16 protein-coding genes are annotated in these 19,264 nt (G+C 63.0%); 10 read left to right on the top strand and 6 right to left on the bottom strand.

Annotated features, from left to right (window positions below; genetic code table 11):
• Window positions 1-30: 30 nt before the first annotated feature.
• From uraD to H9K76_RS16925, 3 genes are all read right to left on the bottom strand, one after another.
• Entirely contained in the window at window positions 31-1,806 is a 1,776-nt protein-coding gene (gene uraD / locus H9K76_RS16935; protein ID WP_187596498.1) for a 2-oxo-4-hydroxy-4-carboxy-5-ureidoimidazoline decarboxylase, read from the bottom strand.
• A 68-nt stretch (window positions 1,807-1,874) separates the two neighbouring features.
• The gene (gene puuE / locus H9K76_RS16930; protein ID WP_187596497.1) at window positions 1,875-2,834 is read right to left on the bottom strand and encodes an allantoinase PuuE; all 960 of its coding nucleotides are present in this window, start codon (window positions 2,832-2,834) and stop codon (window positions 1,875-1,877) included.
• Window positions 2,835-2,893: 59 nt separating this feature from the next.
• The gene (locus tag H9K76_RS16925; protein ID WP_187596496.1) at window positions 2,894-3,571 is read right to left on the bottom strand and encodes a GntR family transcriptional regulator; all 678 of its coding nucleotides are present in this window, start codon (window positions 3,569-3,571) and stop codon (window positions 2,894-2,896) included.
• A 93-nt stretch (window positions 3,572-3,664) separates the two neighbouring features.
• Here H9K76_RS16925 and uraH point away from each other — a divergent pair, with 93 nt between their 5' ends.
• On the top strand, window positions 3,665-4,015 hold the full coding sequence (gene uraH, locus H9K76_RS16920; RefSeq protein ID WP_187596495.1) for a hydroxyisourate hydrolase: 351 nt from the start codon (window positions 3,665-3,667) through the stop codon (window positions 4,013-4,015).
• 30 nt (window positions 4,016-4,045) lie between these two features.
• Here uraH and H9K76_RS16915 read toward each other — a convergent pair whose 3' ends face one another.
• Window positions 4,046-4,507 carry a hypothetical protein gene (locus tag H9K76_RS16915; protein WP_187596494.1) on the bottom strand — a complete coding sequence of 154 codons (462 nt, stop codon included), beginning with the start codon at window positions 4,505-4,507 and terminating at the stop codon, window positions 4,046-4,048.
• Window positions 4,508-4,597: 90 nt separating this feature from the next.
• Window positions 4,598-5,080: a hypothetical protein gene (locus H9K76_RS16910; protein WP_246475549.1), complete on the bottom strand. Its 483-nt coding sequence runs from the start codon at window positions 5,078-5,080 to the stop codon at window positions 4,598-4,600.
• Window positions 5,081-5,294: 214 nt separating this feature from the next.
• Here H9K76_RS16910 and xdhC point away from each other — a divergent pair, with 214 nt between their 5' ends.
• The 7 genes from xdhC (at window position 5,295) to H9K76_RS16875 (ending at window position 13,723) form a co-directional block, all read left to right on the top strand.
• Complete coding sequence (gene xdhC, locus H9K76_RS16905; protein WP_187596493.1) at window positions 5,295-6,176, top strand: xanthine dehydrogenase accessory protein XdhC; 882 nt, start codon at window positions 5,295-5,297, stop codon at window positions 6,174-6,176.
• A gap of 198 nt (window positions 6,177-6,374) precedes the next feature.
• Window positions 6,375-7,667 carry a urate hydroxylase PuuD gene (locus tag H9K76_RS16900; protein WP_187596492.1) on the top strand — a complete coding sequence of 431 codons (1,293 nt, stop codon included), beginning with the start codon at window positions 6,375-6,377 and terminating at the stop codon, window positions 7,665-7,667.
• A gap of 125 nt (window positions 7,668-7,792) precedes the next feature.
• Window positions 7,793-8,902: a BMP family ABC transporter substrate-binding protein gene (locus H9K76_RS16895; protein ID WP_187596491.1), complete on the top strand. Its 1,110-nt coding sequence runs from the start codon at window positions 7,793-7,795 to the stop codon at window positions 8,900-8,902.
• A gap of 103 nt (window positions 8,903-9,005) precedes the next feature.
• The gene (guaD, locus tag H9K76_RS16890; RefSeq protein WP_187596490.1) at window positions 9,006-10,283 is read left to right on the top strand and encodes a guanine deaminase; all 1,278 of its coding nucleotides are present in this window, start codon (window positions 9,006-9,008) and stop codon (window positions 10,281-10,283) included.
• 186 nt (window positions 10,284-10,469) lie between these two features.
• Window positions 10,470-11,036 carry a dCTP deaminase gene (gene dcd / locus H9K76_RS16885; RefSeq protein WP_187596489.1) on the top strand — a complete coding sequence of 189 codons (567 nt, stop codon included), beginning with the start codon at window positions 10,470-10,472 and terminating at the stop codon, window positions 11,034-11,036.
• A 238-nt stretch (window positions 11,037-11,274) separates the two neighbouring features.
• Window positions 11,275-12,150: a KPN_02809 family neutral zinc metallopeptidase gene (gene ypfJ, locus H9K76_RS16880; RefSeq protein WP_187596488.1), complete on the top strand. Its 876-nt coding sequence runs from the start codon at window positions 11,275-11,277 to the stop codon at window positions 12,148-12,150.
• 115 nt (window positions 12,151-12,265) lie between these two features.
• Window positions 12,266-13,723, top strand: coding sequence for a DEAD/DEAH box helicase (locus H9K76_RS16875; protein ID WP_187596487.1), 1,458 nt, complete (start codon window positions 12,266-12,268; stop codon window positions 13,721-13,723).
• Window positions 13,724-13,925: 202 nt separating this feature from the next.
• Here H9K76_RS16875 and H9K76_RS16870 read toward each other — a convergent pair whose 3' ends face one another.
• Entirely contained in the window at window positions 13,926-14,771 is an 846-nt protein-coding gene (locus tag H9K76_RS16870) for a symmetrical bis(5'-nucleosyl)-tetraphosphatase (RefSeq protein WP_187596486.1), read from the bottom strand.
• A gap of 490 nt (window positions 14,772-15,261) precedes the next feature.
• Between H9K76_RS16870 and H9K76_RS16865 the strand changes: the two genes are divergently transcribed.
• On the top strand, window positions 15,262-15,558 hold the full coding sequence (locus tag H9K76_RS16865; RefSeq protein WP_187596485.1) for an H-NS histone family protein: 297 nt from the start codon (window positions 15,262-15,264) through the stop codon (window positions 15,556-15,558).
• Window positions 15,559-16,263: 705 nt separating this feature from the next.
• Window positions 16,264-19,179, top strand: a complete 2,916-nt coding sequence (locus tag H9K76_RS16860) for an aconitate hydratase (protein ID WP_187596484.1) — start codon at window positions 16,264-16,266, stop codon at window positions 19,177-19,179.
• Window positions 19,180-19,264: the final 85 nt, after the last annotated feature.

Genomic DNA, 19,264 nt, shown 5'->3' with positions numbered 1-19,264 from the left:
ATCGATCGAGGAGGGAGGGCGATGCCGCGCTCACGCGTGCTCGGCCGCCAGCTGGTCCAGCACATGGCTGAAGGCATCGACGGACAGCTGCATGTCGTCCGACGTGGACGATTCCAGCGGGTTGTGGCTGATGCCCGAGTTCAGGCCGCGCACGAACAGCATGGCCTGCGGCATGATTTCGTGGATCTTCATCGCGTCGTGGCCCGCGCCGCTGGGCATGCGGAACAGCGGAACGCCGAGTGCGTCCACCGCTCTCTCCCAGCGCTTCTGCCATTCGGGTGCGCTGGGCGCGGCGTCGGCGCTCATGGAGCGCTCGGCCTTGTAGTGCAGGCCGCGGCGCTTGGCGATCTCGTCGAGCTTGGCCAGGATGTCCTTCACCATGGCGTCGCGCTGCGCATTGGTGGGTGCGCGCATGTCCAGGCTGAACAGGCAGCGGCCCGGCACCACGTTGATGGAGCCGTTGGGCACGTTGAGCTGGCCGATGGTGGCCACGCTGTCGCCGTCCTGCGCGGCGCGCTGCTCCACATAGAGGGCCAGTTCCGCCACGCCGACGGCGGCATCGCGGCGGCGGTCCATGGGCGTGGTGCCCGCGTGGCTGGCCATGCCGATCATTTCGCAGACATAGCGTTCGCTGCCGTTGATCGACGTGACGACGCCCAGCGGAATGTCGAGTTCATTGAGCACGGGGCCCTGCTCGATGTGCACCTCGATGAAGCCCAGGTAGTCGGCGGCATTGCGCTGGAGCTTGGGAATATCGTCGATGCACAAGCCCGCATGCTGCATGGCCTCGCGCATGGTGATGCCGTCGGCATCCTTTTGCTCGAGCCATTCGTTCTTGAAGTCGCCGATCAGCGCGCCCGAGCCGAGGAACGTGGCCTTGTAGCGCTGGCCTTCCTCCTCCGCGAACGCCACCACCTCGATGCCGAAGGGCAGCCGCTTGTTGCTGCGATGCAGCTCGCGCACGCAGGCCATCGGCACGAAGATACCGAGGCGTCCGTCGTATTTGCCGCCATTGCGCACGGTGTCGTAGTGGCTGCCGGTGATGAGGTACCTGGCATCGTCCTGCGCGCCCTTGTAGCGGCCGACCACGTTGCCGACGGCATCGATCTCCACTTCGTCGAACCCGCAATCCCGCATCCAGTGGCTGATGCGCTGGGCGCACGCGCGGTGCGCTTCGGTCAGGTAGGTCACGGTGAGCTGGCCGAGCTCTTCGTAGCCGGGGTCGGTGTGCTGCGCGAGCCGCTCCTGCCAGTCCCAGACGTCGTTGCCCAGCGTGGGCTCGAAACCGAACTTGTCGTTCAGGCGGATCTCGGCGATGCGATGGATGTTGCGCAGTGCTTCGGCGCGTTCGAAGTCAGGATGATTGTCCAGGCGACGCGCGAACGTGTCGATGATCTCCTGCTTCGGAAGGCCCACACCGCGCGGGCCGCGCACGGCCAGGATGAACGGGAAGCCAAAGCGCTGGTTGTAGTCGGCGTTGAGCTGCTGGATGCGCGCGAACTCTTCCGGTGTGCAGTTGGTGAGGCCGGCCTTGCTCTGCTCATTGGTCGATTCCGCCGTGAGCGTCTTGGACACCATGGCCTTGCCCGCGAGTTCGGGGTGGGCGCGGATCAGGTCGAGCTGGGCCTGCTTGTCCGCGGTGTTCACCACGTGGGCCATGGCGTACTTGAGGTGCGCGAGCGACTTGAACGGACGCGCGGCCATCGCCCTTTCGGCAATCCAGGGCGAGTGCTCGTAGATGCCGTCCAGCAGCTCGGTGGCCTGTGTCACATCTGCGGTGTTGAGTTGTTCGAATGTCAGCGCCATGGTGTTTGTCTCCAGTCGATGAGGTGAATGCGTGTTGCTTGTGTGCTTGTGATGGGCGTGCGGACTGCTTACAGGGCAGGCGCCGGGAAACGCTGCGCCCAATGGCGCGCGATGTCGATGCGACGGGCCACCCACACGTTGTCGTGCTTCTGGATGTGGTCGAGAAAACGCTGCAGCGCCGTGATGCGGCCGGGGCGGCCGAGCAGGCGGCAGTGCATGCCAATGCTCATCATCTTGGGCGCGTTGTCGCCATTCGCATCACCCTCGGCATACAGCGTGTCGAAGGTGTCCTTCATGTACTGGAAGAACGGGTCGGCATGCGAGTAACCCTGCGGCAGCGCGAAGCGCATGTCGTTCACATCCAGCGTGTAGGGCAGGATGAGCTGCTGGTGCTGGCTGCCGTCGGTCTTGCGCACGGTCATCCAGAAAGGCAGGTCGTCGCCGTAGTAGTCGCTGTCGTAGGTGAAGCCACCGTTGTCGGCCACGATGCGGTGCGTGTTGGGGCTGTCGCGGCCCGTGTACCAGCCCAGGCCGTGATCGCTGTTCTTGCCATAGAGCTCGCCGAAGATCTCCATGCACTGCGCCATGTGCGCGCGCTCGATCTCTTCTGGAACGCCCTGGTAGTGGATCCACTTGAGACCGTGGCAGGCCACCTCGTGGCCGAGTTCGTCGAACGCCCTGGCCACCTCGGGGTAGCGCTTGAGCGCGGTGGCCACGCCGAAGACGGTGAGCGGCAGCTTGCGCTTCTCGAACTCGCGCAGGATGCGCCAGACGCCCGCGCGCGATCCGTATTCGTAGATGCCTTCCATGCTCATGTGGCGCTCGGGGTAGGCGGCCGGATTGAACATCTCGGAGAGAAACTGTTCGCTGGCCGCATCGCCATGCAGCACGCAGTTCTCGCCGCCTTCCTCGTAGTTCAGCACGAACTGCACCGCCACGCGGGCCTTGCCGGGCCATTCGGGATGGGGCGTATCGCGGCCGTAGCCGATCAGGTCGCGAGGGTAGGGAGCGCAGGCGTCGTAGGTCATGGTGGTCTTTTCAGTACCGGTTCGGTGCAATCAATTCGGTGCGATCAAATTCGGGGCGCTCAACTCGTGACGGAGGACAACGCCATCGAGAGATCGCTGGTGGGCATGTCACGGTCGAAGGTCAAGCCTTCCTCCACGTGCTGAAGATGCTGCTGCATCAGCCGCACGGCGGTTTCCTCGTCCCTGTCCGCCAGGGCCTGGACGATGGCCTCGTGCTCCTCGTGCGAGTGCTCGGCCGCGGTGGTGCTCTGGTACATCAGCGTGATGAGCGCGCAGCGCGATATCAGGTCGCCGAGCATCTGCGCAAGCACGGCATTGCCCATGAGCTCGGCCATGACGACGTGGAAGTCACCCAGCAGCTCGGTGCGCTGGCCGACGTCGTTGCGCTCCATGGCCTTCTTCTCGGCCTGGATGTGGGCCTTGAGCGCCTTGATCTGCGCGGGCTTGACCTGCTGGACGAACGAACGGGTCATCGCGGTCTCGAGCATGAGGCGGACACCGAAGACCTGCTTGGCTTCTTCCACGGAGGGCGTGGCGACGAACGCGCCGCGTGCCGGCTCGAGCGTCACCAGCCGGTTCTGCGAGAGCTGGAACAGCGCCTGCCGCACCAGTGTGCGCGATACACCGAAGTGATCGGCCAGCTTCTGCTCGCCCAGTTTGGTCCCGGGCAGAAGCTTGTGCTCGACGATGGCGCGAGTGAGCGATTCGGCGATGGTGCTGGTGGCTGACGATTCCATTTCAAGATTTCTCTTCAAGTTCACAAAAATTGTATACACTTTTGGTCGACAGAGGTACAGTCGAATCCACTTAACGTTTAAGGAGTTATCCCAATGGGCCTGAGCACCCACGTTCTCGACACCATGAATGGCTGCCCTGCCGCAGGCATGCAGGTTGAACTCTTCGGTACAGATGGCGACAAGGCCACCCTGATCAAGAGCCTGACGCTGAACCATGACGGTCGTACCGATGCGCCGCTTTTTGACAACAACAGTCTCAAGGTGGGTACTTACCGCCTGACCTTCGATGTGGCGGCGTATTTCAAGGCTCGCGGCGTGTCATTGCCCGAGCCGAATTTTCTCAACAAGGTGAGCCTGGACTTTGGCGTGGCGCATGCGGATCAGCATTACCACGTGCCGCTGCTGGTGAGCCCCTGGAGCTACTCCACCTACCGCGGTTCCTGAGCGCGCCAACACGCTCTGCACGGGCGCGACCTACTTCTTGCCGCGCAGCGTGATGCGTACGTCGCGGCACAGCTGCGTCTGCTTGCGCTGCGGGCATGCGCGCTCGACGTTGGCAACGATCTTGCGGGAATCCTCCCTGCCGACCGCGCCGGAGCGCAGATGCCGCAGCACCACGGGCTTGAGCCAGGAGCGCTTGCGCACGGCCGCATCAAGCTGGCTGACGCCGCCCGGCCGTGCCGACAGCCGTGCGACGGCCTGTGTGAAGGCACGCGTCTGCTCAGCACGGTCGCATGCCCCCGCATTCTCGTAGAGCTGCGCGAAGCGGTCCCACGAGGCGACGCGGGCGAGTTGCTCCTGCACTTTGCTGAACTGCTGTGCATCGCAGGACGGTGCGGCATGCGCAGCCAGGCCGGACGCAAGGCCCCACAGGAGCACTGCCGCAAGGCGGGCGGTGGTGGACAGGTGCTGGCGTGGAGAGTGGGAAACAGTCATGGTGATCGTCGGTTGCGGAGGCTGGCGGCGCGTGCCGGCATGGCGTGGGCCCGGAGTGTAATGAATCGAGACGCGGTGGATGGCGCGGGTTCAGAGTTGCCCCTCGGTCAGGGTGTCCAGCTGGAATCGGCCGGATTTATCCCACAGCCAGGTGTCGGTGTAGACCACATTGCCCATGCGTACAGGCGCCGGGTAGGGGGCTGCGGCACGAACGGTGCGCTCGATCTCCCGGATGACCTCGGGCGCATGGCGCGGGGCGCGCATCCAGTGCAGGCTGCGCACGCGGCCGTTGCCGTCGATGCTCACCTGCAGGACGCCCACCGCATAGAGCAGCGGTTGCAGCTTGCCCTTGTAGATGCGCGCGGCATTCCTGGCATAGAGATGCCGGGCGGCGTCCTGCCGGTAGGCGCGCGCATTGGTGGCCTGCGAGCCGGGGATGGCCGGCTTGTCGACTTTGGGGGCGGGCTTGGGCGCGGGTGTCGGTGCAGGCTGTGGCTGGCGTTTTTGCGCAGGAGCGGGGAGCGGCGCGGGAGTGGCCGGTTCCGGTGCCGGCACCGGTTGGGGCGTGGGGATGGGGGCTGGCGTGGGCGTTGGTGCAGTGCGCGCTCCGGTCGGCTCGTCGCCGCGCCATTCGAGATAGCGATTCACACCCACGAGGACAAGCGCTGCAAGCAGCACGAGAATCCAGCCGCGTCGGTCCTGAGCCCGGGGGGCTTCAGCGCCGAACTTCATGAGGCTGTTCTTTGTCATCGAGGGGAACGCTGGTTATGCTTTCAATCATTCGTACATGAGGACGATCACCGTGTCACTGGCCCTTCAACAATTGTTGCTGACCTTGCAGACGGCTTCGGCATGTCTGGTGTCCGTGGAGTCTACCCAAGGCTCGGCGCCGCGCGAATCCGGCGCGTGGATGGCCGTGACGCAAGGCTCCGGCGCGCTCATCGGAACCATTGGCGGCGGCCACCTGGAGATGGAGGCGATCACGCTTGCGCGCAACCTCCTGCTGGCCCCTGCGGCGGACGTCGAGCTTCCGCTGGTGCGCCGCTGGTCGCTGGGCCCCAGCCTCGGCCAGTGCTGTGGAGGCGCGGTGAGCCTGCGCTTCGAGATCGTGCAAGCCGAACACGCGAAGACGCTCTCAAGGCGACTGCAGCCCGCATTGCATGACCTGGCACTCTTCGGCGGCGGACACGTGGGTCATGCGCTGGTGCGGGCCCTTGCGCCGTTGCCATTCGCGGTCCAGTGGATCGACAGCCGCGACAGCATTTTCCCGGCGGACGTTCCCCCGCAGGTGCAATGCGAACACTCCGATCCGGTCGAAGCGGCGGTGCTTGACCTGCCGCCCGGCTCGCGCGTGCTGATCATGAGCTTCAGCCATGCGGAAGACCTGAGCATCGTCGCCACCTGCCTCAAGCGCCAGCGCGAGCAGGGGGACCTGCCGTTCGTCGGGCTGATCGGCAGCGCCACCAAGCGCGCGGTGTTCGGGAGCCGGCTGCGCCAGCGCGGGTTCTCGGAGGAAGAACTCGCCCACATCACCTGTCCCATCGGCATCGCCGGAATCACGGGCAAGGAGCCGGAGGTGATTGCCGCATCCGTGGCGGCGCAACTGTTGCAATCGGTCTACAGAGAGGCGGATTCGGCGGTGAAATTTTCGGACAAGGGTATGTCCTAGGTCACCTCTGCGCGTTTTTCGCCAGATTTTGTATACACTTTCAGTCAACAAAATTGGTCGCAGCGGTGCCCAGGTCATTCCAAGTCCAAGGTGCGCGGCCAGATGCTGCTCAGAGCGCCCGCAGTGGTGAGCAGAGTCAAGGCAATGTCGCCCCGATGTTGCCCAACGGCGGCTTCACTGCTGCCAAGGTTGAGAGCTATGGAAAGCTACATTCTCGACTGGGCCAATCTGCTCCTGCGCTGGCTTCACGTCATCACGGCCATTGCTTGGGTCGGTTCCTCCTTCTACTTCGTTTTCCTGGACAGCAGCCTCACGCCGCCGGTCGATGAAGACCTCAAGCGCGACGGCGTATCGGGCGAGCTCTGGGCCGTGCACGGCGGTGGTTTCTACCATCCGGTGAAGTTCAACGTCTCTCCGCCCAAGATGCCGGACCACCTGCATTGGTTCTATTGGGAGAGCTACACGACCTGGCTTTCGGGCTTTGCGCTGCTGACGGTTTCATACCTGTGGAATGCCAACATCTATCTGGTCAATCCCGCCAGCCCGAACCCGATGTCGACCAGCATGGCCATTCTTGCGGCGCTTGCGTTCCTCGCGGTGTTCTGGCTGCTGTACGACGGGATCTGCCGCATGTTCGGCCAGGGCAAGAACGGCGACGGCATCGTGGGCGCGCTGGTGCTCGTGCTGGTGTGCATTGCCTCGTTCCTGGCTTGCCATATCTTCCCCGGCCAGGCGGCCTTCCTGCTCATGGGTGCGATGCTCGCGACCTCGATGAGTGCGAACGTGTTCTTCTGGATCATCCCTGGCCAGCGCAAGGTGGTCGCCGCCCTGCGTGCGGGGCAGCCCGTCGATCCGATCCACGGCAAGCGCGCCAAGCAACGCTCGGTGCACAACACCTACTTCACGCTGCCCGTGCTGTTCGCGATGCTGTCGAATCACTACGGCTGGCTCTACAACCACGAGCTGAACTGGCTGGTGCTGATCCTGATGATGTTCGCCGGCGCGGCCATCCGTCAGTTCTTCGTGCTGCGCCACGGTTTCAAGCTGGGCCGCAACAGCCATCCCTGGCCCTATGCGCTGGTCGGCGTGCTGGTGATCATCGGCGTGGCTGCATGGCTCAAGCCTGCGCCGAAGCCTGTGCTGAAGCCTGTCGCACCCGCTGCCTCGGTGACTGCTCCGGTCGCCGCAGCATCGTCGTCCACCCCCGCTCCGGCGGCGCCCGCAGCACCTGCCGCTGCCGGCGTGCCGAGCTACAACGACGTCCACACCATCATGGAGAAGGCCTGCGTGATGTGCCACAGTGCCAAGACCATGGCGCAGAAGGGCGTGCTGCTCGATACCCCGGAAGAGGTGAAGAGCCACGCGCAGCAGATCTACACCCAGGTGGTGCAGCTCAAGAAGATGCCCTTCGGCAACCCGGCCGGCCTGACCGACGACGAGCGCGATCTGTTCAAGCGCTGGTACGAAGGCGGCGCACCGACCGCACCGTAAACACAAGGGCGCGTACAATCCGCGTCCTCAAAGCACAGGAAGGCTGCTGTCCCGGCAGCCTTTCTTTTTTTTCCATCGCGGCGCCACCCATCTGGCGCCGTTCCGGGACCATGTAGAGGAACACCATGTACAAAAACCTCGCTGCCGCGCTTGCGGCCGCCTGTTTTTTTTCTTTTCTTTCCCCCACCACCCCTGCGCACGCCGAATCCGCCGCAAGGCAGAAGCCGGTAAAGGCCGCATTCGTCTATGTGTCGCCCGTGGCCGACGCTGGCTGGACGCATCAGCACGAAGCCGGCCGCAAGGAGATGATGGCCGCGCTGGGCGACAAGGCCGTGCAATCGACCTTCGTCGAGAACGTCGCCGAGGGTGCCGACTCCGAGCGCGTGATCCGCGACCTGGCCGCTTCGGGCAACGACATCATCTTCACTCCAAGCTTTGGCTACATGGAGCCGACGATGCGCGTGGCGCAGGAGTTTCCGAACGTCAGGTTTGAATCCATCACCGGCTACAAGCGAGCGGCCAACGTGAGCACGGCCAACGCACGCTACTACGAAGGGCGCTATCTCTCCGGCGTGCTCGCGGGTCGCATGAGCCGCTCGGGCGTGGCAGGTTTCGTGGCCGGATTCCCCATTCCGGAGGTGATGCAGGGCATCAATGCCTTCACGCTGGGCATGCGCTCGGTGAATCCCAAGGCCGTGGTGAAGGTGATCTGGCTGGATGCCTGGTTCGACCCACCAAAGGAGCGCGAAGCCGCCATGGCGCTGTTCAACGAAGGCGTGGATGTGGTGTCGTTCCAGGTGGCGTCCACCGCCATCATGGCTGCGGCCCAGGAACGAGGCAGGTACGCGATCGGCTATCACTCCAACATGCGGCACGTGGGCCCTGACGCCCAACTGGTCGCCATCACCCATCAATGGGGCAAATACTATGCGGACCGCGTGAAGGCCGTGGCCGATGGCAGCTGGAAGAGCCAGGACACCTGGGGCGGCGTGCGCGAGGGAATGATTCGCATGGACGGCTTCAGCCCGAAGATTCCCCAGACCGTGCGCGAGGAGGTGAAGGCCCGGGAAAAGGAAATGATCGCCGGAAAGCTGCAGCCCTTCCAGGCCGTCGGTGCTCCGATCCGGGACAACCTGGGCGCGGTGCGCATCGAGGTGGGCAGAGGCCTGAAGGACGAAGAGATCCTCACCATGAACTGGCTTGTGGAGGGCGTGCAGGCACCACGAAGGAAGTAAGGGCGGGGATGAAAAAGGGGGCAAGCAGAAAATACCGCTTTCTTATGGAGACTATGCGCCTGCAAGCATGTCACCCGCCCCCGCAGCTTTTAAGCTCCCACCTATGCCTATCTACCGCTCCGCCCTCCTGCGCTTCGCCCCCTCCGGCGAAGCCATCTACGAACAAGACGGCCTGCTCGCGACCGCCGCGGACGCCCACGGCGTGCAGCGCGTGGTCGCCGCCGGCGACTGGAGCGCGCTCAGTGCCCAGCATGCAGGACAGGGCGAAGTCATCCATCTGCCCGGCCGCCTCATCGCGCCGGGCTTCGTCGACCTGCACATCCACTACCCGCAGACCGATGTGATCGGCTCGCCCGCCGAGGGCCTGCTGCCCTGGCTGGAGAACTACACCTTCCCGCATGAGACACGCTTTTCCGACGCGGGCTATGCGAACGAGGTCGCCAGGTTCTTCATCGACGAACTGCTACGCAACGGCGTGACGACCGCCTTCACGTTCTGCACGTCGCACCCGGGCTCGGTCGATGCGCTCATGGGCGAGGCGCACCAGCGCCGCATGCGCATGGTGGCGGGCAAGGTGCTGCAGGATCGCCATTCGCCAGACGGTGTGCGTGACCAGACCGAGCAGTCGCTCATCGACACCGAGTCGCTGATCCAGCGCTGGCACGGCAAGGGCCGCCTGGGCTATGCGATCACGCCGCGCTTTGCCCCCACGAGCACCGATGCACAGTTGCGCGGCGCGGGCGAGCTGGCTGCGAAGTATCGCGACGTGTGGATCCAGTCGCATGTGGCGGAGAACCTTGACGAGATCCGCTGGGTGCGTGAACTGTTTCCCGCATCGCGCAGCTATCTCTCCGTCTATGACGATTTCGGGCTGATGCGCGAGCGCTCGATTTATGCGCATTGCATCCACTTCGATGCGGAAGACCGTGCGCTCATGCGTGATCGCGGCGTGGCGGCGGCGGTCTGCCCCACGAGCAATCTGTTCCTGGGCAGCGGCTATTTCGACTTCGCGAAGGCGGATGCCGTGGGCTTTGGCTACGGCCTGGCGAGCGACGTGGGCGGCGGCACCAGCTTCAGCCCGTTCCGCACCATGCTGGAGGCCTATTTCGTCGGGCGCGAGGGCCAGGCCAAGCAAGGCCAGTCGCTGTCCCCGCAGGCGTTGTGGTGGCAGCATACGGCGGGTGCTGCCCGCGCGGCTGGCCTCGAAGGCACGGTGGGCAACCTGCAGCCGGGCTGCGAGGCTGATTTCGTGGTCATCAATCCCCAGGCGACGCCGCTGATTGCGCGCCGCACCTCGCAGGCCCGCAACCTGGACGAACTGCTGTTCGCGTTGATCGTCCTGGGCGACGACCGCTTGATCGAGCGTACGCAGATCGCCTGATCCTTGCGGAGCTTCCCGAGGCCTTCTCGTTTGCAGTCAAAATAGCGGCCTTTGAGGGAGCCCTGGGCGGATTCGGAGCGATCCGCCCTGCGGCTGCCGCGCATGAGCACTGTTTTGGACGGTGGCGCAGGGCAGGGACCTGGGCGCCGCTGTCGCCTATTGAAGAATCTGCAAGGAGTGACAGGAATGTCCATCAAGAGCGATAAGTGGATCCGCCGCATGGCCGAACAAGAGGGCATGATCGAACCGTTCGAGCCGGGACAGGTCCGCCAGGTGGATGGCCGCAAGATCATCAGCTACGGTACCAGCAGCTATGGCTACGACATCCGCTGCGCTCCCGAGTTCAAGGTGTTCACCAACATCCACAGCACCGTGGTCGATCCCAAGCACTTCGACGAGAAGAGCTTCGTGGACTTCCATGGCGACTCGTGCATCATCCCGCCCAACAGTTTCGCGCTGGCCCGCACGGTGGAGTATTTCCGCATTCCGCGCAATGTTCTGACCATCTGCCTGGGCAAGAGCACCTATGCGCGCTGCGGCATCATCGTGAACGTCACACCGTTCGAGCCCGAGTGGGAAGGCTACGTGACGCTCGAGTTCAGCAACACGACACCGCTGCCGGCGCGCATCTATGCGGGCGAGGGCTGCGCCCAGGTGCTGTTCTTCGAGAGCGATGAGGTCTGCGAGGTCAGCTACAAGGATCGCGGCGGCAAATACCAGGGCCAAGTGGGCGTCACCCTGCCCAAGGCCTGAGGCTGTCCGCACACTCTGGCATCCTTCCGACCCGCCGAAAAATTGCAAACGCGCGGGCGTCCTACTTCCGGTTCCAGGCAAATTATTGTCAACTCATAGGCCTGCCGCGGCGTTTCTGGAACACGGCGCTGGTTTGCCCTGCATTGCGGGCCTTCTCGGCGTAATATCCTGCACCCAACCGATGGCCTGAGACATGGACAGGCAGGCGTCGCACGCAGTTCAAACCGGAGATCAGACAATGAAATGGGAAGGTAATCGCGAATCCAGCAATGTGGAGGATCGCCGTGGTGAAGGCGGCGGTGGCGGCGGCATGATCGGTGGCCGCTCGATCGGCATTGGCACGGTGGTGATTGCCCTGATCGGCTGGGGCGTGTTCGGCATCAACCCGCTGACGACCATCGGGATGCTCTCCGGCGGCGGGCAGCCGCAAGTGCAACAGCAGCAAGGCCCTGCCAAGGCCCCGCCCGGCGACGATCAGCAGGCCAGGTTTGTTTCCACGGTGCTGGCCTCCACCGAAGACGTATGGACGCAGATTTTCCGCCAGGGCGGCGCGCAGTACCGCGAGCCCAAGCTCGTGCTGTTCCGGGGCGCCGTCCCCACGGCCTGCGGCACCGGCCAGTCGGCGATGGGCCCGTTCTATTGCCCGGGCGACCAGAAGGTCTACCTGGACATGGGCTTCTTCGACACCATGAGCCGGCAACTGGGCGCGCCCGGCGAGTTTGCCCGTGCCTACGTGATCGCCCACGAGGTGGGCCACCATGTGCAGACGCTGCTTGGCACCACTGCCAAGGTGGACAATATGCGCGGCCGCGTCAGCCAGCGCGACCAGAACGCGCTGTCGGTTCGGCTCGAACTGCAGGCCGATTGCTACGCCGGCATCTGGGCGAATCACTCCCAGCAGGCCAAGAACTGGCTGGACCAGAGCGACATCGAGTCCGCCATCAATGCCGCCCAGCAGATCGGCGACGACACGCTGCAGCGCCAGCAGACGGGCTCGGTGCGCCCCGATGCATTCACCCATGGCTCCAGCGCGCAGCGCGTGCGCTGGTTCAGCACGGGTCTCAAGACGGGCAGCGTCCAGTCTTGCGATACCTTCAATACCCAATCCCTGTGATCGTGGCTGCTGCTGTGTCAAGTCCGTTTGTTTTTATGCCTCCTGCCAGAGTTCCAGCGGTGCATGGCATGAGGAAAACCCGGACTTTTCCCGGTAGTGCGACAATAGAGGCTTAATGACACAAGCCTATTCTTCCCTTGCGCTGGCTGAACCGCTCAAGCGCGCCGTAGCCGACATGGGCTACGAGTTCATGACGCCGATTCAGGAGCAGGCCATTCCGGTCGTGCTCGCGGGCCAGGACGTGATGGGTGCTGCCCAGACCGGAACCGGCAAGACGGCGGCCTTTTCGCTGCCGCTGCTCCAGCGCCTGCTCAAGCACGAGACCAGCTCCGTATCGCCGGCGCGCCATCCCGTGCGCGCCCTGGTGCTGCTGCCCACGCGCGAGCTGGCGGATCAGGTCGCCCAGCAGGTTGCGCTGTACGCCAAGTACACCAAGCTGCGCAGCACCGTGGTGTTCGGCGGCATGGACATGAAGCCCCAGACCCTCGAGCTCAAGAAGGGCGTCGAGGTGCTGGTGGCAACGCCTGGCCGCCTGCTGGACCACATTGAGGCCAAGAATGTGGTGCTCAACCAGGTCGAGTACGTGGTGCTGGACGAGGCCGACCGCATGCTGGACATCGGCTTCCTGCCCGACCTGCAGCGCATCCTCTCCTACCTGCCCAAGAGCCGTACCACGCTGCTGTTCTCCGCGACGTTCTCGCCCGAGATCAAGCGCCTTGCCGGCAGCTACCTGCAGAACCCGATCACCATCGAGGTCGCGCGTCCGAACGAGACGGCCTCCACGGTGGAGCAGCGTTTCTTCTCGTCCACCGATGACGACAAGCGCCGAGCGATCAAGCAGGTGCTCAAGGACCGCGGCATCAACCAAGCCTTCATCTTCGTGAACAGCAAGCTCGGTTGCGCCCGCTTGACGCGCGCGCTCGAGCGCGACGGCCTCAAGGCGGCGGCGCTGCACGGCGACAAGAGCCAGGACGAGCGCCTGAAGGCGCTTGAGGCCTTCAAGAGCGGTGAAGTCCATCTGCTGTGCTGCACCGACGTGGCTGCACGGGGCCTGGACATCAAGGATGTGCCCGCCGTGTTCAACTACGACGTGCCGTTCAATGCCGAGGACTACGTGCACCGCATTGGCCGCACGGGCCGCGCTGGCGCCTCGGGTATTGCCGTGACACTGGTGACTTCGCACGATGCCAGGCAGGTTGCCGAGATCGAGAAGCTGATCAAGAAGAAGATCAACGTCGAGGCGATCGAGCTGGACGACGATCGTCCTCGCGGCCGTTTCAACGATGGCCGCCGTGCATGGCGCAGCGACGATGGAGAAGAGCAGCGCCAGGAACGTTCCGACCGCCAGCCCGGGTACTCCCGAGGCCACCGCAGCGAAGGCCATCGCGGCGGCTACCGCCAGGCGCCCCAGGATCCGTTCTTCGACAAGCCCTACGAACCCGGAGCACCTTCGCAGGCCCCGGCAAGCTGGGAGGCCAGCGGCAAGGCGCAACCGGTTCGCGGCTCGACGAACATCCGCTCCAAGCGCAAGATTCCCGCGCTGTTCAAGCCGACGCCCGTGTCGGCCGAGTGATCAATCAATCAATCAGTCAATTGATTGATTGATTGATTAAATAATCGACTCTCGCGGGGGATTCCCTTTCCCCCGATACACCGATCGCCAGCCTGCAGGCATCCGCCGCACGCTGGCGTTTTTCATTGCCAGGTGGCCCGGGATGGAGAGAAACATAGGGGAAAGGGGAGGGGCTGTGCTGAATGATGTCGCTGAGCGGGCTTCAGTTGCCCGGCCGTTGCGACTGCTCACATTGCACGTCGAACAACGTGCGCTCGGACAGCGTCGCGCCGATACGCATCGCACTCAGGCAACCGCCCCACACGCAGCCGGTGTCCAGCCCGAGCAGGTCCGGCCGGTTCATGAGGCCCAGGGTGGACCAATGTCCGAAAGCGATCGTGACGCCGGCCGTCTTGCGTCCGGGAACATCGAACCATGGAAGAAGTCCCTCGGGGGCTGCATCCGCGCTCTCGGCACTCTCGAAATCCATGCGACCTTCAGGAGTGCAGAAGCGAATGCGGGTCATTGTGTTCACGATGCAGCGCAGCCTGTCTGTGCCCGCAAGGTCGCCCTGCCACTGGTCGGGCAGGTTGCCATACATCTGGAAGAGAAATGCAGGCATGTCCGGGCCCCGGAGAATCTGCTGCACCTCCTTGGCGTATGCGAGGGTGTCGTCCATGGTCCATTGCGGCACGACGCCCGCATGCACCATCAGCAGGCGATCGCTGCCCACCCGAAGCTCGCGCGCGAGTGGTTGCTCGCGCACCCAGTCGATCATGGCATTGCGGTCGGGGGCATCGAGCACACTGGCCAGTGTGTCGCGCCGCGAAGCATGCCGGGCCCCATGGGCAGCTGCGAGCAGGTGCAGGTCGTGATTGCCGAGCAAGGCGCGCATGCTGTCTCCCGCCTGCATGCAGCGGCGAAGCACGCCGGCTGATTCGGGGCCGCGATTGACAAGGTCGCCCAGCAGATAGAGCGTGTCGCGGCTTGGCGAAAAATCGATATGGGTCAGGAGTTGGGCGAAGGCGGAATCGCAACCTTGGAGATCGCCGATACAGTAAATGGCCATGAGGTTTGAATGTTGGGGCTGGCGGACGTTTGCGAAGGAAGCAGGTGCGAATCGATCGAGACGCGATTTGTGTGGAGCGGGAAGGTCTGCAGGCGGCGGCAATGGACCTGGGCCGATCATCATCCGATTTTCTGGCGCATTCGATCACCCCTGCCAACGCACGCGCGTGCCGATCCGATTCGGTCATCGATTCCAAAGGTCCTATTGTCCGCCAATCCGCTTGCTGCATGTTGGGAGGTATTCGGAATTCGGAGGCGTGGCAAAGCCGCCTGAACCTGGGGCATGAATGGTAGATTAGTAACCGGATGAATCAATGAGGCAGGATCAGGGAAAGAAAGCATTCAATCAGCTTTCACTTTCGAGGGTCGAAGCGTCATGAATGTGTAAATTTTTGATGAATTGTTGATTCATTGACCCTTTATGGATATCGGAAGAAATTTTCTTCATATAATCGCGCCACAAACTGTTTATTCAACTGATTGGTACCACCATGACTGAAAGCTACAAAGAACTTCTGAAGCAGCGCGAAGACCTCGAGAAGCGAATCAACGACGCGCGCCGCCAGGAGTTGTCGGCAGCGATCGCGCAAGTACGTGGACTGGTTGCTGAGTATGGCCTGACTTCCCAGGATGTGTTTCCGACAGGCCGTGCTGCACGCGCGTCGACCACATCCGGCGTGAAGGTCGCTCCCAAGTACCGCAATCCTGAAACGGGTGAAACCTGGACAGGCCGCGGCAAGGCCCCCAAGTGGATTCAGAACCAGGATCGCGAAAAGTTCGCTATCTGACATTTCCCCGTCTGTCATGTTGTGTTGAGGCTATTGCCTCATGTCAATGTGTGGATTGGGTGGTCGCTCAGAATAAGTCCGCTTCGGCGGACTTTTCTCATTTTCGGGCTCAAGCTATCCAATTGCCGTCAGGCTGACGATATCTAAGTGGTAATACGTAGCCAATGATGTGGTCAATGCCTGGGTTTTCAAGTATTGGAAATGATGCCGGTGTGGCGATTGCGCATACGGCGGCACGGACGGTATATAGGGAATTAGGTTTACCTCTTGATTGCGATATCAGGATTTTTCCAATTGCATTGACATTTCCTTGTGCCTAAGACAGATAGCAGGCCTGAAAGTTCAGTCGCAGAATCGCTTTGATGGCGTCAATTGTTCAAATAACGAACAGATGATGTCGATGAATGGGTCAATTGGCTTGCATCGTGCTTGGTATCAATGCACCACAAACGGGAATGCTGCCGCAATCGTTTCCGATCTATGGAATACATGGATTCAGCATTCGGCCTTTCGTCGGCAGCCGAAAGGCAAAGGCATATTCGATCCGGGTTGGTGTGGTGCGAATGGCTGATTGCTGGTGAGCCGTGCCCTGTGCTCCGGTCAATACGCCTACTGACGTGCGAGATCTTGATCCGCCGATAGCGAAACATCGCAGTGACTGCCAGAATGGGTGCTGTTGTTGTTGTTCCATCGGAGTTCCTCGACATGGCAAAGACCCACGAATCGCGCCACGCTTTTGAATCCACCCTCAAGACATTCAATGCCGGATCCGGCAAGTCCTCGAAGGGAAAGTACTACTCGCTGCCTGCGCTTGCCAAGCAGTTTCCCAATGTGAATCGCCTGCCGGTCTCGCTGCGCATCGTGCTCGAGTCCGTGCTGCGCAATTGCGACGGCCAGAAGGTGATGCCCGAACACATCGAGCAGCTCGCCAACTGGAAGCCCAATGCCGAGCGCATGGATGAAATTCCGTTCGTCGTTGCGCGCGTGGTGCTGCAGGACTTCACAGGGGTGCCGCTGCTGGCCGATCTGGCCGCCATGCGCAGCACTGCGGCTGCGCTCGGCAAGAAGCCCAAGACCATCGAGCCGCTGGTTCCTGTCGATCTGGTGGTGGACCACTCGATCATGGTCGACTACTACGGCAGCAAGAATGCGCTTGACCTGAACATGAAGCTCGAGTTCCAGCGGAACAAGGAGCGCTACCAGTTCATGAAATGGGGCATGCAGGCGTTCGACACGTTCGGTGTGGTGCCTCCGGGCTTCGGCATCGTGCACCAAGTGAACCTGGAGTACCTGGCGCGCGGCGTGCACAAGACCAAGGGCGATGTCTACTACCCCGACTCTCTGGTCGGTACGGACAGCCACACCACCATGATCAACGGCGTGGGTGTGGTGGCCTGGGGGGTGGGCGGTATTGAGGCCGAGGCGGCCATGCTGGGTCAGCCCGTGTATTTCCTGACGCCTGACGTGGTGGGTTTCGAGCTCACCGGCCAACTGCGCGAAGGCGTGACGGCAACCGACCTGGTGCTCACCGTCACCGAGATCCTGCGCAAGGAAAAAGTGGTGGGCAAGTTCGTGGAGTTCTTCGGCGAGGGCACGCGCAGCCTGGCCGTGCCCGATCGCGCGACCATCGGCAACATGGCGCCGGAGTACGGTGCGACGATGGGCTTCTTCCCGGTGGATGAAAAGACCATCGACTACTTCAACGGCACGGGCCGTACCAAGGCCGAAATCGAAGCCTTCGAGGCCTACTTCAAGGCCCAGGGCCTGTTCGGCGTGCCCAAGGCGGGCGAGATCGACTACTCCCACGTGGTCCGGCTCGACCTGGGTTCGGTGGCCCCCAGCCTGGCCGGGCCGAAGCGTCCCCAGGATCGCATCGAGATCGGTCATGTGGCTGACAAATTCACCGAGCTCTTCACTGCTCCTGCAGCGCAGAACGGCTTCAATCTGTCCGCAGACAAGCTCGACAGGCCCGTGAAGGTGCATATCAACGGCGAGGGTGAAACCGTTGAACCGGATGATGCCAAGCCGATTCCCGCGGGCGCGCCTCGCAATGCGGTGGAAATGGTGGCCAACAAACCCGCGGTGGACGATGCCGCCTCCAGCATCAAGGCGGCGGACAAGGCCGTCAAGCGCATCGAAGGCCGCGACGTCGAACTGCATAACGGCGATGTGCTGATCGCCGCCATCACGAGCTGTACCAACACCTCCAACCCCAGCGTGATGCTGGCGGCCGGCCTGCTCGCGAAGAAGGCCGTGGAAGCGGGGCTGAGCGTCGAACCCCATGTGAAGACATCGCTGGCTCCCGGCTCGCGCCTTGTCACGCTGTACCTCACGGAATCGGGCCTGCTGCCCTACCTGGAGAAGCTGGGCTTCTCGATCGCGGGATATGGTTGCACGACCTGTATCGGCAACGCCGGCGACCTGTTGCCCGAATTCAATGCAGCCATCCAGCAGAACGATCTCGTTTGCGCGGCGGTGCTTTCGGGCAACCGGAACTTCGAGGCACGGATTCATCCGAACATCCGCGCGAACTTCCTCGCGAGCCCGCCGCTCGTGGTGGCCTACGCCATCGCCGGCAACGTCCGCAAGGACCTCATGACCGAGCCCGTCGGAAAAGGCAAGAACGGCCGCGACGTCTACCTGGGCGACATCTGGCCGAGCAGCGACGAAGTGCACAAGCTCATGAAGTACGCCATGAACGGCAAGGCATTCCGCTCGAACTACGAGAAGGTGGACGCCGAGCCGGGCAAGCTGTGGGAAAACATCCATGGCGTGACCGGCGCGACCTATACCTGGCCTGACAGCACCTACATTGCCGAGCCGCCGTTCTTCGACGGCTTCTCGCTCGATGTGAAGCAGCCCGAGGGGCAGGCGGACAGCCCGTACGCGGTGCATGGCGCCAGTGTGATGGCGCTGTTCGGCGACTCCATCACCACCGACCATATTTCGCCTGCAGGGTCGATCAAGGAGTCTTCACCTGCAGGACTGTGGCTCAAGGAGCATGGTGTCCAGAAGGCAGACTTCAACAGCTATGGCTCGCGCCGGGGCAACCATGAGGTGATGATGCGGGGCACGTTCGCCAACGTGCGCATCAAGAATCTGATGATTCCGGCTCTGCCCGACGGCTCGCGCGAAGAGGGCGGCCTGACGATCTACCGCGACGCGGAAGGCAAGGCGACGAAGATGTCGATCTACGATGCCGCCATGAAGTACCAATCGCGCGGCCGCGCGACCGTCGTGCTGGCGGGTGAGGAATACGGCACGGGATCAAGCCGCGACTGGGCCGCCAAGGGAACCCAGCTCCTGGGCATCAAGGCGGTGGTGGCACGCAGTTTCGAGCGCATCCATCGCTCCAACCTCGTGGGCATGGGCGTGTTGCCGCTGCAGTTCAAGGGCGAGGACAGCTGGCAGTCGCTGGGCCTGCGCGGCGACGAGGTGATCGACGTGATCCCCGCAGCGGATCTCAGGCCGCAAAGCGACGCCCAACTGGTGATCACCCGTGCGGACGGGACCCGCCAGACCGTGGTGGTGAGGCTGCGGATCGATACGCCCATCGAGGTGGACTACTACAGGCACGGCGGTATCCTGCCGTATGTGCTGCGCCAGTTGCTGGCCGATTGATGTAGCCGTCCTCCATGGACTGAGCGCCGGAAGCCTTGGCTTGCCGGCGTTTTTTCTTGGTTCTTTGCGGAATACCGGGTCTTAT

It is taken from the genome of Diaphorobacter ruginosibacter, assembly GCF_014395975.1.
Classification (GTDB): domain Bacteria; phylum Pseudomonadota; class Gammaproteobacteria; order Burkholderiales; family Burkholderiaceae_C; genus Diaphorobacter_A; species Diaphorobacter_A ruginosibacter.
The sequence above is the reverse complement of the archived record's forward strand: the minus strand, read 5'-3'. Positions and strand labels throughout refer to the sequence as shown.

Bases quoted from the DNA above. Each gene is read 5' to 3' on its own strand.
- H9K76_RS16915 (WP_187596494.1), bottom strand. From the start codon at position 4,507: ATGACTGTTTCCCACTCTCCACGCCAGCACCTGTCCACCACCGCCCGC.
- H9K76_RS16875 (WP_187596487.1), top strand. From the start codon at position 12,266: ATGACACAAGCCTATTCTTCCCTTGCGCTGGCTGAACCGCTCAAGCGC.
- H9K76_RS16895 (WP_187596491.1), top strand. From the start codon at position 7,793: ATGTACAAAAACCTCGCTGCCGCGCTTGCGGCCGCCTGTTTTTTTTCT.
- uraD (WP_187596498.1), bottom strand. From the start codon at position 1,806: ATGGCGCTGACATTCGAACAACTCAACACCGCAGATGTGACACAGGCC.
- puuE (WP_187596497.1), bottom strand. From the start codon at position 2,834: ATGACCTACGACGCCTGCGCTCCCTACCCTCGCGACCTGATCGGCTAC.
- H9K76_RS16870 (WP_187596486.1), bottom strand. From the start codon at position 14,771: ATGGCCATTTACTGTATCGGCGATCTCCAAGGTTGCGATTCCGCCTTC.
- guaD (WP_187596490.1), top strand. From the start codon at position 9,006: ATGCCTATCTACCGCTCCGCCCTCCTGCGCTTCGCCCCCTCCGGCGAA.
- xdhC (WP_187596493.1), top strand. From the start codon at position 5,295: ATGAGGACGATCACCGTGTCACTGGCCCTTCAACAATTGTTGCTGACC.
- dcd (WP_187596489.1), top strand. From the start codon at position 10,470: ATGTCCATCAAGAGCGATAAGTGGATCCGCCGCATGGCCGAACAAGAG.
- H9K76_RS16865 (WP_187596485.1), top strand. From the start codon at position 15,262: ATGACTGAAAGCTACAAAGAACTTCTGAAGCAGCGCGAAGACCTCGAG.
- H9K76_RS16900 (WP_187596492.1), top strand. From the start codon at position 6,375: ATGGAAAGCTACATTCTCGACTGGGCCAATCTGCTCCTGCGCTGGCTT.
- uraH (WP_187596495.1), top strand. From the start codon at position 3,665: ATGGGCCTGAGCACCCACGTTCTCGACACCATGAATGGCTGCCCTGCC.
- H9K76_RS16925 (WP_187596496.1), bottom strand. From the start codon at position 3,571: ATGGAATCGTCAGCCACCAGCACCATCGCCGAATCGCTCACTCGCGCC.
- ypfJ (WP_187596488.1), top strand. From the start codon at position 11,275: ATGAAATGGGAAGGTAATCGCGAATCCAGCAATGTGGAGGATCGCCGT.
- H9K76_RS16860 (WP_187596484.1), top strand. From the start codon at position 16,264: ATGGCAAAGACCCACGAATCGCGCCACGCTTTTGAATCCACCCTCAAG.